The 13766-nt window shown below is 63.7% G+C and carries 12 protein-coding genes; 7 read left to right on the top strand and 5 right to left on the bottom strand.

From position 1 onward, the window contains the following. The first annotated feature begins 69 nt into the window (after positions 1-69). From fusA to D8W71_RS24445, 4 genes are all read left to right on the top strand, one after another. Entirely contained in the window at positions 70-2172 is a 2103-nt protein-coding gene (fusA, locus tag D8W71_RS24460) for an elongation factor G (protein WP_121119857.1), read from the top strand. Positions 2173-2295: 123 nt separating this feature from the next. Further along, positions 2296-3486, top strand: a complete 1191-nt coding sequence (gene tuf, locus D8W71_RS24455) for an elongation factor Tu (RefSeq protein WP_121117390.1) — start codon at positions 2296-2298, stop codon at positions 3484-3486. Between the two features lie 181 nt (positions 3487-3667). After that, positions 3668-5044, top strand: coding sequence for a 3' terminal RNA ribose 2'-O-methyltransferase Hen1 (locus D8W71_RS24450; protein WP_121119855.1), 1377 nt, complete (start codon positions 3668-3670; stop codon positions 5042-5044). Then, positions 5041-7527 (top strand): polynucleotide kinase-phosphatase, encoded by a 2487-nt coding sequence (locus tag D8W71_RS24445; protein ID WP_121117388.1) that lies wholly within the window; start codon positions 5041-5043, stop codon positions 7525-7527. Before D8W71_RS24450 ends, D8W71_RS24445 begins: the two co-directional genes overlap by 4 nt. Here D8W71_RS24445 and D8W71_RS24440 read toward each other — a convergent pair. Genes D8W71_RS24440 through D8W71_RS24420 form a run of 5 tightly spaced genes read right to left on the bottom strand, consistent with a single transcriptional unit; the run spans position 7470 to position 9937 of the window. Further along, positions 7470-8078 (bottom strand): hypothetical protein, encoded by a 609-nt coding sequence (locus D8W71_RS24440; RefSeq protein WP_236077596.1) that lies wholly within the window; start codon positions 8076-8078, stop codon positions 7470-7472. The two genes, D8W71_RS24445 and D8W71_RS24440, sit on opposite strands and share 58 nt — an antisense overlap. After that, the gene (locus tag D8W71_RS24435; protein WP_121117386.1) at positions 8075-9034 is read right to left on the bottom strand and encodes a DUF6286 domain-containing Asp23/Gls24 family envelope stress response protein; all 960 of its coding nucleotides are present in this window, start codon (positions 9032-9034) and stop codon (positions 8075-8077) included. Before D8W71_RS24435 ends, D8W71_RS24440 begins: the two co-directional genes overlap by 4 nt. Continuing rightward, positions 9027-9206: a DUF2273 domain-containing protein gene (locus tag D8W71_RS24430; protein ID WP_121117384.1), complete on the bottom strand. Its 180-nt coding sequence runs from the start codon at positions 9204-9206 to the stop codon at positions 9027-9029. Before D8W71_RS24430 ends, D8W71_RS24435 begins: the two co-directional genes overlap by 8 nt. A gap of 3 nt (positions 9207-9209) precedes the next feature. Then, a complete protein-coding gene (locus D8W71_RS24425; protein WP_121117382.1) occupies positions 9210-9497 on the bottom strand; it encodes a hypothetical protein in 288 nt (95 codons plus the stop codon). After that, positions 9494-9937 carry an Asp23/Gls24 family envelope stress response protein gene (locus D8W71_RS24420; RefSeq protein ID WP_121117380.1) on the bottom strand — a complete coding sequence of 148 codons (444 nt, stop codon included), beginning with the start codon at positions 9935-9937 and terminating at the stop codon, positions 9494-9496. Before D8W71_RS24420 ends, D8W71_RS24425 begins: the two co-directional genes overlap by 4 nt. A 75-nt stretch (positions 9938-10012) precedes the next feature. Here D8W71_RS24420 and D8W71_RS24415 point away from each other — a divergent pair, with 75 nt between their 5' ends. Genes D8W71_RS24415 through D8W71_RS24405 form a run of 3 tightly spaced genes read left to right on the top strand, consistent with a single transcriptional unit; the run spans position 10013 to position 13676 of the window. Further along, the gene (locus tag D8W71_RS24415) at positions 10013-11149 is read left to right on the top strand and encodes an NAD(P)/FAD-dependent oxidoreductase (RefSeq protein WP_121117378.1); all 1137 of its coding nucleotides are present in this window, start codon (positions 10013-10015) and stop codon (positions 11147-11149) included. 56 nt (positions 11150-11205) lie between these two features. Then, positions 11206-12363 (top strand): threonine ammonia-lyase, encoded by a 1158-nt coding sequence (ilvA, locus tag D8W71_RS24410; RefSeq protein WP_236078135.1) that lies wholly within the window; start codon positions 11206-11208, stop codon positions 12361-12363. Positions 12364-12368: 5 nt separating this feature from the next. Beyond that, entirely contained in the window at positions 12369-13676 is a 1308-nt protein-coding gene (locus D8W71_RS24405) for an outer membrane protein assembly factor BamB family protein (protein WP_121117374.1), read from the top strand. Positions 13677-13766: the final 90 nt, after the last annotated feature.

Below are 13766 nucleotides of genomic sequence, written 5' to 3'. Positions count from 1 at the left end.
GACCGGCCTGATTACCATTCAAAGCTGGACCAGTCCCACTTCTTCGACTTACAAGGCGGGATGAATTCCGTGGCACAGGACGTGCTGACCGACCTCAACAAGGTCCGCAACATCGGCATCATGGCCCACATCGATGCTGGTAAAACCACCACTACCGAGCGCATCCTCTTCTACACCGGTATCTCGTACAAGATCGGTGAGGTCCACGACGGCGCAGCCACGATGGACTGGATGGAGCAGGAGCAGGAGCGTGGCATCACGATCACCTCTGCTGCCACGACTTGCTTCTGGAACGACAACCAGATCAACATCATCGACACACCCGGCCACGTCGACTTCACCGTCGAGGTCGAGCGTTCGCTTCGCGTGCTCGATGGCGCCGTTGCCGTGTTCGACGGCAAAGAGGGTGTCGAGCCGCAGTCGGAGCAGGTGTGGCGGCAGGCCGACAAGTACGACGTTCCGCGTATCTGCTTCGTCAACAAGATGGACAAGCTGGGCGCTGACTTCTACTACACCGTGCAGACCATCATCGATCGTCTCGGTGCCAAGCCGCTGGTCATCCAGCTGCCGATCGGCGCAGAGAACGAGTTCGAGGGCGTTATCGACCTCGTGCAGATGAAGGCTCTCGTGTGGAGCGGCGAGACCAAGCTCGGTGAGAAGTACGAGATCCAGGAGATCCCGGAAAACCTCAAAGAGCGCGCAGACGAGTACCGCACCATGCTGCTCGAGACCGTGGCCGAGTCCGACGAAGCGCTTCTGGAGAAGCACTTCGGTGGCGAAGAGCTCACGATCGACGAGATCAAGGGCGCCATCCGCAAGATGACGGTCAACAGCGAGCTGTACCCGATCCTGTGTGGATCCGCGTTCAAGAACAAGGGCGTTCAGCCCATGCTCGACGCGGTCATCGACTACCTCCCGTCTCCCCTTGACGTTGCCGAGACCATCGGACACGCCATCGGTGACGAGGAGAAGGAGATCACTCGCAAGCCGTCCGCAGACGAGCCGTTCGCGGCTCTCGCGTTCAAGATTGCGACGCACCCCTTCTTCGGCAAGCTGACCTACGTCCGCGTGTACTCGGGCAAGGTCGACTCCGGCGCTCAGGTCATCAACTCGACCAAGGGCAAGAAGGAGCGTCTGGGCAAGCTCTTCCAGATGCACTCCAACAAGGAGAACGCGATCGCGACCGCATCTGCCGGTCACATCTACGCGGTCATCGGACTCAAGGACACCACGACGGGTGACACGCTCTGCGATCCGCAGAACCAGATCATCCTCGAGTCCATGAGCTTCCCGGACCCGGTCATCCAGGTCTCGATCGAGCCCAAGACCAAGTCCGACCAGGAGAAGCTGGGAACAGCAATCCAGAAGCTCGCCGAAGAGGATCCCACCTTCTCGGTGAAGCTGGACGAGGACACCGGCCAGACCGTCATCGGCGGTATGGGCGAGCTGCACCTCGACATCCTCGTCGACCGTATGCGTCGCGAGTTCAAGGTCGAGGCCAACGTCGGCAAGCCGCAGGTCGCGTACCGCGAGACCATCCGCAAGACGGTCGACAAGCACGACTACACGCACAAGAAGCAGACCGGTGGCTCCGGCCAGTTCGCGAAGGTCATCATCAAGCTCGAGCCTTTCGAGGGCGAAGATGGTGCCACGTACGAATTCGAGAACAAGGTCAGCGGTGGTCGTGTGCCGAGGGAGTACATCCCTTCGGTGGACGCCGGAGCCCAGGACGCCATGCAATACGGTGTTCTCGCCGGATACCCGCTCGTCAACGTCAAGGTCACACTGCTCGACGGTGCGTACCACGACGTCGACTCGTCGGAAATGGCCTTCAAGGTCGCCGGCTCACAAGCGTTCAAGGAAGCCGCTCGTAAGGCCGGCCCCGTCATTCTCGAACCAGTCATGGCCGTCGAGGTCATCACGCCCGAGGATTACATGGGTGAGGTCATCGGCGACCTGAACTCCCGCCGTGGTCAGATTCAGGCCATGGAGGAACGCAGCGGTGCCCGTATCGTCAAGGCACTGGTTCCGCTGTCGGAGATGTTCGGCTACATCGGAGACCTTCGGTCGAAGACTCAGGGCCGCGCTAACTACTCCATGGTGTTCGATTCCTACGCCGAGGTTCCTGCGAACGTCGCGAAGGAAATCATCGCTAAGGCAACCGGAGAATAATTTCTCCGCTAGCTGGACACGCTGCATCTGTAACACCGCACGACCATGCAGCTCACAAGAGCTGTACGAGACACCCGCACTGCTGCATTTCACGCAAGCACCAACAGTCCAGGAGGACACACAGTGGCGAAGGCGAAGTTCGAGCGGACGAAGCCGCACGTCAACATCGGGACCATTGGTCACGTTGACCACGGCAAGACGACGCTGACGGCAGCAATCACCAAGGTTCTGCACGACAAGTACCCGGACCTCAACGAGAGCTTTGCGTTCGATCAGATCGACAAGGCTCCCGAAGAGAAGGCTCGTGGTATCACGATCAACATCTCGCACGTCGAGTACCAGACGGAGAAGCGTCACTACGCTCACGTCGATGCTCCCGGTCACGCCGACTACATCAAGAACATGATCACCGGCGCGGCTCAGATGGACGGCGCGATCCTGGTCGTTGCAGCTACCGATGGCCCCATGCCGCAGACGCGTGAGCACGTCCTGCTCGCCAAGCAGGTCGGCGTTCCTTACATCCTCGTTGCACTCAACAAGGCCGACATGGTCGACGACGACGAGATCATCGAGCTCGTCGAGATGGAGGTCCGCGAGCTTCTCGCTGCGCAGGACTTCGACGAGGACGCACCGGTCATCAAGGTGTCCGCACTCAAGGCGCTCGAGGGCGACGAGAAGTGGGCCGAGAGCGTTGTCGAGCTCATGCAGGCCGTCGACGATTCCATCCCGGACCCCGTCCGCGAGACGGAGAAGCCGTTCCTCATGCCCGTCGAGGACGTCTTCACCATCACCGGTCGTGGCACCGTCGTCACCGGACGTATCGAGCGTGGCTCGGTCAACGTCAACGAAGAGGTCGAGATCGTCGGCATCCGTCCCGGCTCGACCAAGACCACGGTCACCGGCATCGAGATGTTCCGCAAGCTGCTCGACTCGGGCCAGGCAGGCGACAACGTCGGTCTGCTCGTTCGTGGCATCAAGCGTGAAGATGTCGAGCGTGGACAGGTCATCATCAAGCCGGGCACCACGACTCCCCACACGGAGTTCGAGGGCAACGCTTACATCCTGTCCAAGGACGAAGGCGGCCGTCACACGCCGTTCTTCAACAACTACCGCCCGCAGTTCTACTTCCGTACCACGGACGTTACGGGCGTCGTTACCCTCCCAGAGGGCACCGAGATGGTCATGCCTGGTGACAACACCGAGATGTCCGTCACGCTGATCCAGCCGGTCGCCATGGACGAGGGCCTGCGTTTCGCTATCCGTGAAGGCGGTCGTACCGTCGGCGCCGGTCGCGTCACGAAGATCATCAAGTGATCTAGTTCCACCCAGCTTCACCACAGCGGCACTCACCTTCGGGTGGGTGCCGCTTTGCTGTGTCCGGGGTTGTGCGTGTACCGCCCGTGCACCGAACGGCTCATTCGGTCACCCCCCCGAGCCGCCCTCGAAAAACCCCGAGCGCCGAAACCGCCCGTCCCGTAGCGTCGCACGAGTGCTCATGACTCTCACGGCCGATGCGACAACCGATTTCACGGACTCGACCGAACTCGGATATTTGTTGCACAAGCACCCCGACAAGGTGCAGAACTTCGGGCTGTCCGTGGGTTCGGCGACGGTGTTCTACCCGGAGGCAATGAGGGAATCCACCTGTGTCGCGCTGATTCTCGACGTCGACGCACTCGAGCTCGGCCGGAGTCTGCCGAAGTACTCGCCTGGCGAGTTCGCCCTCGGCCGCTACCTCAACGACCGTCCGTATGCCGGTGCATCTCTCCTTGCCGTTGCGATCTCGCGGGTGTTCAAACAAGCGATGGCCGGGGTGTGCACGGCACGTCCCGATCTGCCGGACCGAGAACTCCCACTGCGGATCACCTTGCCTTCGGTGCCGTGCCGAGGGGGCAGTGGCCTTGCCGCTGAACTGTTCGGTCCTCTGGGATGGGATGCGCAGACCACGCCGATCCCGCTCGACCCTGAGGTTGCGGAGTGGGGAGACTCCGTCTACGTGGATCTGACGCTGACCGGCACCGCTACGGTCGCGGCCGCACTGAGGCACCTCTACGTTCTGCTGCCAGTGCTCGACGACGTCAAGCACTACTGGGTGGGTGAGGACGAAGCCGACAAACTCGTTCGTGCAGCGGGTGATTGGCTCGGTGACCACCCACGTATCGAACTGATCACCGAGCGGTATCTCAAGCACCGTCGTGAACTGGTCGAGTCGGTAGTCGACAGGCTCGTTCCCGATGCCACCCCGAGTGTCCAGGCTCCGCGGGATCCAAGCCTGGGTGAACTCCGGGCGAGAGCGGTGCTTGCCGAATTGAAGGTGGTCGGCGCGAAGACCGTGGTCGATTTCGGGTGCGGTGAGGGGAGGCTGTTGCGTGAACTGTTCGCGGACAATACTTTCGAGAGAATCATCGGCGTGGATGTGAGTTCACGTGCGCTCGATTCAGCACAGCGCAGGCTTCGACTCGATGACCTCGGCGACAGGCAGAGGGCACGTATCGAGCTGATCCACTCGTCGGCGACGTACCGAGACAACCGGCTTCGCGGCTTCGACGCGATGGTGTTGATGGAGGTCATCGAGCACGTCGACGCCGACAGGTTGCCCGCGCTGGTCCGCTCCGTGTTTCAGGAGTCACGGGCTTCGACCGTCGTGGTCACCACACCCAACAGTGAGTACAACGAGCTGTACGACGGCCTGGCCGCGGACGAGTTCCGGCACCCAGACCATCGTTTCGAATTCACCCGTGCACAGTTCCAGGACTGGGCCGCGGAGATAGACGGGTACGACGTCAGGTTCGAGGGCGTCGGCCCCATGGACGACACCCGAGGCACCCCAACTCAGCTGGCTGTTTTCACCCGAAGAGAGGACACGGTATGACCCAGTACGAGATCCCCGACCTCTCGCTGGTCGTTCTGGTCGGAATCAGCGGATCGGGCAAATCGTCGTTCGCCGCTCGCCACTTCGGCGAGTACGAGACGGTGTCGAGCGACACGTGCCGCGGAATTGTCTCGGGAGATCCCAACCTGCAGAGCGCAACAAAGGACGCCTTCGAACTGCTGGAATTCATCGTCGCGAAGCGGCTTTCGGCCGGAAGGCTGACTGTCGTCGATGCCACGAACGTGCAACCTGCTGCCAGGAAGGCTCTGGTGAAGCTCGCGCGTGAGCATGATGTCCTACCGGTAGCGGTGGTGCTCGATGTGCCGGAGTCCGTGTGTGCGCAGCGCAACGCCGAGCGCCCGGACCGGACCTTCGGCCGGGACGTTCTAGGGCGTCAACACCAGCAACTGACGCGGTCGATGCGGGGGTTGTCCAAGGAGGGATTTCGCACGGTCCACGTTCTCGCCAGCACCGATGCCGTCGAGCACGCGAGTTTCGCGAGAACCCCGCTTCGAAGCGATCTGCGAAACGTCACCGGTCCGTTCGATGTCATCGGCGATATCCACGGGTGCCTCGGTGAACTGACTACGCTGCTTACCACCCTCGGCTACCGGATCCGACGAGATGGCGACGGTCGTGCCGAGGGTGCTGTGCCGCCGAGTGGCAGGACAGCTGTGTTCGTCGGCGATTTCGTCGACCGTGGGCCGGATTCGGTGGGTGTACTACGGCTCGTGATGGGCATGGTGGGTTCCGGTGAGGCACTGGCGGTTCCGGGTAACCACGAGCACAAGCTCGTACAGGCGTTGCGTGGGCGGAAGGTCAACGTCTCGCACGGGCTTGCGGAAACCCTCACGCAGCTCGACGGCGAGACAGAGCAGTTCCGCCTGGAGGTTCTGACGTTCTGCGACGGTCTGGTCGCTCACCTCGTGCTCGACGAGGGAAAGCTGGTCGTCGCGCACGCAGGCCTGATCGAGAAGTACCACAACCGGGCGTCGGGGAGGGTTCGTAGCTTTGCTCTCTACGGCGATACCACCGGCGAGACCGACGAATTCGGTCTTCCGGTCCGGTATCCCTGGGCGCAGGACTATCGCGGGTCGGCGATGGTCCTGTACGGACACACCCCTGTCCCGGAGCCGGAGTGGGTCAACGGCACTCTGTGTCTCGACACCGGTTGCGTGTTCGGCGGGAAGCTGACGGCGCTGCGGTATCCGGAGCGTGAGATCGTGTCCGTACCGGCCGAACGGGAGTGGTACACACCGGCGAAGCCGCTCAGCAGTGCGTTCCGAGAGGCGGATTCGCTCGATTTGACGGACATCATCGGACCGACGGGTGTCGAGACCGCACTTCGAGGACGTGTCAGTGTTCGTGCCGAGAACGCTGCGGGTGCTTTGGAGGTGATGAGTCGCTTCGCGGTGGCGCCGAAGTGGCTGCACTACCTACCGCCGACCATGGCGCCCACGCCGTCGTCGTCGAAGGAGGGGTACCTCGAGTACCCGACCGAGGCGTTCGATGCCTACCGAAAGGTGGGGGTGACCGAGGTGATCTGCGAGGAAAAGCACATGGGTTCGCGGGTGGTCGTCGTGGTCCACCGCGGCGCCGAAGGCATGGCCTACACGCGAACCGGACGAAGGGTATTCGAGAAGAACCTCACCGGGGAGTTGGTGCGGCGCGTCGATGCGGTCCTCGAAGGATCGGGAGTGTGGGACGAACTCGCTTCCGACCGAGTGATCCTCGATGCGGAACTCATGCCGTGGTCGGCGAAGGCAGGAGGGTTGATTCGTAGTCAGTACGCGTCGGTCGGTGCTGCGGCGCGGGCCGATCTGAGCGCCGAAGCAGCCCTGCTGGAGAGAGCCACTGCGCGCGGCCTGCAGGTGGGGGAGCGTCAGCGAATCAACGACGAGCGCACAGCGAACATGGCCGAATTCACCGAGGCATACCGCGGTTACGTCTGGCCGACGACTGGGTTGGATGGGGTATTGCTGGCGCCGTTCCAAGTGCTTGCGACTTCTACCGCCGTCCACGTGGAGAAGCCGCACCTGTGGCATCTCGCCGTCGCGGACAGGCTCGCCGATCACGACCCGACGCTGTTCACCTCGACCCGCAGAATGTCGGTCGACCTGTCTTCCGCGGAGTCGGTGGCGGCGGCGACGACGTGGTGGGAGGACCTGACCGGCAACGGCGGAGAAGGCATGGTGGTCAAGCCGGCGGCCAACGGGCCCAAGGGAAAAGTGCAGCCGGGTATCAAGGTTCGAGGTCGGAGCTACCTACGTCTGATCTACGGTCCGAATTACACCGACGCGGCGGCGCTGACAGCGCTCCGTGACCGAAACCTTGCTCACAAGCAGTCGATGGCGTTGCGCGAGTACGCGCTCGGCGTCGAGGCCCTGACGCGTTCGGTGAACGGAGAGCCTCTGTGGCGGGTGCATCAAGCGGTGTTCGCCGTGCTCGCGATGGACTCGGAGCCGGTCGATCCTCGGCTCTGAGTCCTGCGTGCGCCGACATGTACTTGGACGCGCACTGCGACGGCACCGCCCTGCATCGACTCGGCGACGAACGCCGCCGTCTGCTCAGCGCAGCGGGTGAACGCGTCGATGTCGATGTGGGGCGTGGTGTCCATTGTGACCGCCAGCGTCGCGGTACCTCGGTCGTCGATTGCCCGTCCACGCGCGGAGTCGACGCCGGGGAACGTCGCAAGGTCGGCGGCGACCCCGCGTGCCAGCGCCCCGAGATCGACTCGGACTGCGAGGGATTCGTCGGACGAAATTTGCAGCGTTCCGGTTCGACGCGGCGACAGATTGCCGATGAGCAACGCGAGGGCGATCAGCGCGCTCACCGCAGCAGTACCGGCGAGCGCACCTTCCCACCAGATTTGAGTCGGTAGGTCGCCGAACACCTCTCGGTCGAACCTCGACAGAGTGTTCAACGCGAGGGGCACGTCGAAGTACCATGCCAGAGCGAACGATCCCGCTGCGAGGAGCGCGAGACCGAGCGCTACGACGAGGATGCGGTCGAATGCCGCCGTCGCGCGCTTCACTTCTTGCTCTCCCGCACGCGCACACGCACCTTCCTGGTGTCGGCAAGAGCAGCGAGGGTCGGTGCCACGGCGTCGCGAACGGACTCGGTCACCGCGGCGTCGTCACCACCCGGGGTCCGGTGAACTTCTACTGTGACAGCTCGCTTGGTGACCGTCGTCCGGGCCGACTCGCTGCCGGGGACCGATCCGGCGTAGTCACTGCAGATTCGGGCAACGTCGGTCGGTCGCAGCCACACGATCGGTGACTTCGATTCCGGTGACCGGGCGCCGGTGTGGGTCTTGGTTCTCGGTGAGAGCCCCGACACGACGAGAATCAGGCCGACGACAATGGCAGCCGATGCGGCAGTGATCATCCACGGCGCCCAGTGCAGGTCTGCGATCCACGCGATGGCATTGCCTATCCATGGCGGCCCGCCGATCGTCTCGTGCGCGATCAGAAACTCACGCCCGGCGACGAACGCAACACCGAGGAGGGCCAGCGCCAGAACGACCGCGATGAACGCGGCAGCGGGACTTGCTGTCGGCGGACGAGGTCGCAGCGCACGGACGGAATCGCCGGCCGACGTGTGCTCGACCGAATCCTTCGGTGTCGTGCCCGCGACGATGATGTTCAAGCGATGCAGAGGAAGACCGACGAACCCGTCGAGGACTCGTCCCACCTCGGTGTGCACACCGTGTGCGACGTCGGCCACTTTCGTCGGCCACCGAACTGCGATGTAGAGGTTCACCGACACCGAATGCTCGCCGACCGAGACATCGGCGCGGGGGAGATCGCGCCCAGTCAGCCGCGACAGTCCACCGAGCTGGCGGACCACGTCCGGAACCGTCAGCGCAGCAGCTACAGCGACACGTGAAATGGCACGTTCCTTGATGACGAGCGTGCCCGGACCGCCACCTTCAGTCGCGTCGCCGGCTCCGCTGCCGGCAACCGGGGTCGCTTCGCCGTGATCAGCCACGGCCGCGGCTACGCAGCACCGACGTCAAATCGAGTCGTCCGTCGAGGTGGGCGCCGATGGCGACCCCGACCGCTCCGAGGAAGAGTGCGAGGACGAATGCGCTGAACCCACCGATGATTCCGGCGAGGGCGAGCAGCAATCCGGTGAGCAGACCGACGACTGTGAAGTTCATGTCTCAGCTTTCTGGAACGACGATGTCTTCGACGGTCACCGCGACCGTCACGGGTACGAGCGGTCTCACTGCAGCGCGGACGCCCGAGGCAACTCCATTGACATCGCACGGGTACTCGGCGCTGATATGGATGTCGCAACGCTCGGCGTCGATTCGTACGCCGACGACCTTCCTTCCGGGAAGGTAGGTAGCGACTTCACCGAACTCGCCTCCGTGCAGTGCCGCAACACCGGACACCGACAGCACGGCCTCGGCGACCGAATCCGCGAGCTCGAGCGAGTCGGCGGTCACTGGACCCGCGGTCGAACGTCGGTGTCGACGGCCTGCTCCGCCTCGTCGAACAAGATGACGTCGTAGACGGTGATGTTGACTTCGGTGACTTCCAAGCCCGTCATCCGTTCGACCGCCGTGATGACGTTCCGGCGGATCCCGGCTGCCAGTTCGTGAAGCGCGACGCCGTACTCCGCGACGATTCCGATGTCGATGGCTGCCTGCTTCTCGCCGACTTCCACCGCGACGCCTTGGCTGTGGTTGACCCGTGCGCCGGGGATGCGGTCGCGCAGAGCGCCGACGACACGGGCGGTCCCGCCGCCGACGTCGTACACGCCGTCGATCTCGCGTGTGGCAATGCCCGCGATTTTCGCGACCACGGCGTCGGCGATGATCGTTCGACCCTGCGTAGTGGTCAACGCTGCCGATCCGGCTGCGGCGAAGCTGGGGTCAGTGCTCATGGCATCGATCGTAGACGCGCCGCAGGGACACCGTGACTGTCCCGGAAACAGTTGTTCTTCTGGTAGAGATCTTCCATGACGATTGTGATCGTGGGAGCGGGTCTCGCTGGGCTGCGCACCGCGCAGGAATTGCGCAAACTCGGGTACGACGGGAACCTCGTGCTGGTGGGCGACGAACCACATCTGCCGTACGACAGGCCTCCTCTGTCCAAGGAAGTGATTCGCGGCGAGCGCGAGGACACCACGCTCGAACCACGGGAGTACTTCGACGAGCAGCGCATCGAGTTGCGGTTGGGTGTGGCCGCGACGGCCCTCGATCCGGCCGAGAAGTGCGTCGAACTCGCCGACGGATCACGACTGAAATACGACGACCTCGTCATCGCGACCGGGCTGACCCCGAAAAGGCTGTCCTCGCTGCCCGATCTCGGCGGCGTGCACGTTCTTCGTTCTCGCGACGATGCCGACGCCGTGCGGCAGGACGCCAGGGCGAGCTCGCACGCGGTGGTGATCGGGGCTGGTTTCATCGGGTGCGAACTCGCGGCCGGATTCCGGCATCTCGGTGTCGACGTGACGGTCGTCGAGCCTCAGCAGACCCCGCTCGCGTCCGTCCTGGGAACCGAGGTGGGGGCGTTGATCGGTCGCCTTCACGTCGCCGAGGGTGTGGACCTGCGCACCGGAGTCGGTGTCGACACCCTCCGCGGAGTGGACCGCGTGTCTCACGTGGTTCTGAGCGACGGTTCCGAGATCGCGGCCGACCTGGTGGTCGTCGGTATCGGTTCGACGCCGTCGGCAGGGTGGCTGGCAGAGTCGGGAATAGAGATCGGTGACGGCATCACTGCCGATTCCACGGGCCGCACGAGTGATCCGCATGTGTGGGCTGTCGGAGATGTGGCCGGGTGGTCCGGTGCGGGTAAGAGGGTGGAGCACTGGAGCAACGTCGGTGACCAAGTCCGTGTCATGGCACCTGCATTGCTCGGTGTCGAACCAGGTGCGTCGCGTCCGGTGGTTCCGTACTTCTGGAGCGACCAGTACGACGTGAAGATCCAGGCACTCGGATCTCCATCTCCCGGTGATTCGGTGGAGATCATCGAGGACGACGGCAGAAAATTCCTGGCATACTATGTCGGTGATGGAATTCTTACGGCCGTTGTCGGTGCGGGCAAGGCCGGTGGCGTAATGAAGATGCGTGCGAAGATCGGCCAACCGCGGTGAGCATTCTGCTCACGCAGCAGGACATCGCCGATGCGGAGAATCTCCTCGCACCGGTCATGCGACGAACCCCCGTTGTCTCTTCTCGAATTCTCTCCGACCTCACCGGTCTCGAAGTGCGGCTCAAGTGCGAAAACCTGCAACGCACAGGCTCTTTCAAGCCGCGCGGGGCGTACAACCGGATTGCCAAGTTGTCGTCGGCCGACCGTGCACACGGTGTCGTCGCTGCGAGTGCAGGCAACCATGCTCAGGGAGTTGCTTGGGCCGCATCCGAATTGGGGATCGCCTCGACGGTCTTCATGCCGACGGGTGTATCGCTGCCGAAGCTCGTCGCGACGAAGGCCTACGGAGCATCCGTCACGCTGGTCGGCCAGACGGTGGACGAGGCCCTCGGTCATGCTCGCCAGTTCGCCGAGCGTACCGGGGCCATCCTGATCCACCCGTTCGACCACGCGGATATCGTTGCAGGACAGGCGACTCTGGGTACCGAGCTGCTGGGGCAGATGCCCGACGTCGGCACCATCGTCGTACCCACGGGAGGTGGGGGACTGCTCGCAGGCGTCGCCGCGGCCGTCCACTTCCACAAGCCGGGCGTCCGAGTTCTCGGCGTTCAAGCCGAGGGCGCCGCCGCATGGCCGACATCGCTGAAAGCCGGCCATCCCGTTGCAGCGGAATCGATGTCGACGATGGCCGACGGCATCGCCGTCGGATTGCCGGGGAGCGTGCCGTTCGACCACGTCGTGGACTGGGTCGACGACGTGGTGACTGTCAGTGAGGACGCCTTGTCGCGGGCCCTTCTACTGTGTATCGAGCGCGCGAAATTGATCGTCGAACCCGCAGGTGCTGCCGCAGTCGCGGCGCTGATGAGTCGCGAAGACTTGGGTCTGGAGGGCCCGGTGTGCGCGATCCTCTCCGGCGGCAACATCGATCCGCTTCTGTTGACCCATGTCATCACCCATGGACTGCGCGCTGCCGGCCGATATCTGGCTGTGCGCGTCACTATTTCGGATCGCCCCGGTGGTCTGGTCGGTTTGCTCGGCGTCGTCAAGGCGTCGGGAGCAAGCGTCGTCGACGTCGTTCACTCCCGCACTGGAGGCCAATTGGGACTCGAAGAGGTAGAGGTGATGCTGACCGTCGAGACCCGCGGACCGACGCATCGCACAGAAGTTCTCGACGCCCTCGGTTCGAGTGGGTACGTCGTGACGGTCGAGAGCTAGAGGCGATGAGACCGAGACACAGGGTCGCCGCTGCCATCGTGGTGGCGGTTGTCGCTGCGGGCTGTGCTGGTCCGCAGGCCGAACCTGCCCTCGACGCGCGCTTCGGTCCCGGCGATTTCGCGGTGGCGCCCACCCCCGCCTGGTCGCTCGACCCGGTTGCGCTGGGAACGCCGACGCACCGGACTCCATTCGTGCTGCCCGAGGTTCCGGGTGGCGAAGGGCCCATGCTCGTCGGACTGTCCGACGGAGTCTACTCGCAGAATCCTCGCAGTCTGCGAGTGCTCGCGCTCGATCCCGGAACCGGAAAACGGTTGTGGCTGCGCGACATCGGACCGGTGCGCCAGTGCGCCGAGGAAATCGACGACACCGTACTCGCGTGTTATGGCGATCACCGCGTCGTCTATGTCGATGTCGCCGACGGTCGGATTCTCGGCGATATATCTACCGATTTCTACGTCTACCACGTCCGCGCTGCCGCAGGGGTGGGATATGTCTCCGGGCGCAGCGACGACATGCTGGTGTCCACCATCCACAGCGGTACGTTCACCGAACTCGACGAGCATTGGAACGCGACCTATCCGTCGCCGGTCGCCGGGCAGCCTGCATCGCCCGCCGTGTTCCCCGATCTCGGTATCGCCGACGTGTATTCGAGTGGTGCCCATCAGATCATCGACATCGACACCGGTGAGCCTCGGTTCCGCTACGCCGGTGTGAATCCGCTCGCGCTAGGCAACGATCTCTTCGCCAACGTCACGCAGGCACCGGACGGCACCCTGCGGGAGGTGATCCTCGACGGGCAGGGAGAGATCAGGACCGAGGTGCCGGTCGCGACGTTCGGTCTGGCGCCCGAGCCCTGGGCCAACATGGGTGCAAGCGACGACCTTCCGAAGTTTCTCGGCGACGGTGCCTACGACGCGAGGACCGGCGCCGAGCTCTGGCGAAATGCAGCCACGCTGGAGAACAACGGCGGAATCAACTCCGCAGTCCTCGCCGTGGTGGGCAATACCGTCGTCGTTCGCTCTTCCGAGACCCGCACATTTTCCGGCATAGATCTCCGGACCGGTCTGACGACGTGGACGACGCCGTGGCCGGACGCGTACTGGGCGCGTGCCGGCACCACCGACGGCGAACACTACATCTTCGGTGACTACACCGGCATGCACGCCTTGCGCGCATCGGACGGGGTCATGATGTGGTCGATCCCGTGGCCTGTCGGTGTGGATCCGCGCGAGATGTCGGTCGCAGAGAACGCGGGATTACTGACCGTGTCCGGCCGCACCGGGTCGACTGTGTGGTCTCCCACACGTCCGTAGACACGCAGTATTCGGCGAAGACCGGTTAATCTTCCACAGGTTTCGAGTCTGCAGTACGTCAGCACGATGTAGTGCCTAAGCGCTTGGGAA

The sequence above is a fragment of the Rhodococcus sp. P1Y genome (assembly GCF_003641205.1).
Classification (GTDB): Bacteria; Actinomycetota; Actinomycetes; order Mycobacteriales; family Mycobacteriaceae; genus Rhodococcoides.
Note: the sequence above shows the minus strand (reverse complement) of the source record. Positions and strands in the feature narration are given on the sequence as shown.

Excerpts from the sequence above, each read along its gene's own strand:
- D8W71_RS24450 (WP_121119855.1), top strand. The coding sequence starts at position 3,668 with ATGACTCTCACGGCCGATGCGACAACCGATTTCACGGACTCGACCGAA.
- D8W71_RS24445 (WP_121117388.1), top strand. The coding sequence starts at position 5,041 with ATGACCCAGTACGAGATCCCCGACCTCTCGCTGGTCGTTCTGGTCGGA.
- D8W71_RS24430 (WP_121117384.1), bottom strand. The coding sequence starts at position 9,206 with ATGAACTTCACAGTCGTCGGTCTGCTCACCGGATTGCTGCTCGCCCTC.
- D8W71_RS24420 (WP_121117380.1), bottom strand. The coding sequence starts at position 9,937 with ATGAGCACTGACCCCAGCTTCGCCGCAGCCGGATCGGCAGCGTTGACC.
- D8W71_RS24415 (WP_121117378.1), top strand. The coding sequence starts at position 10,013 with ATGACGATTGTGATCGTGGGAGCGGGTCTCGCTGGGCTGCGCACCGCG.
- ilvA (WP_236078135.1), top strand. The coding sequence starts at position 11,206 with ATGCGACGAACCCCCGTTGTCTCTTCTCGAATTCTCTCCGACCTCACC.
- D8W71_RS24405 (WP_121117374.1), top strand. The coding sequence starts at position 12,369 with ATGAGACCGAGACACAGGGTCGCCGCTGCCATCGTGGTGGCGGTTGTC.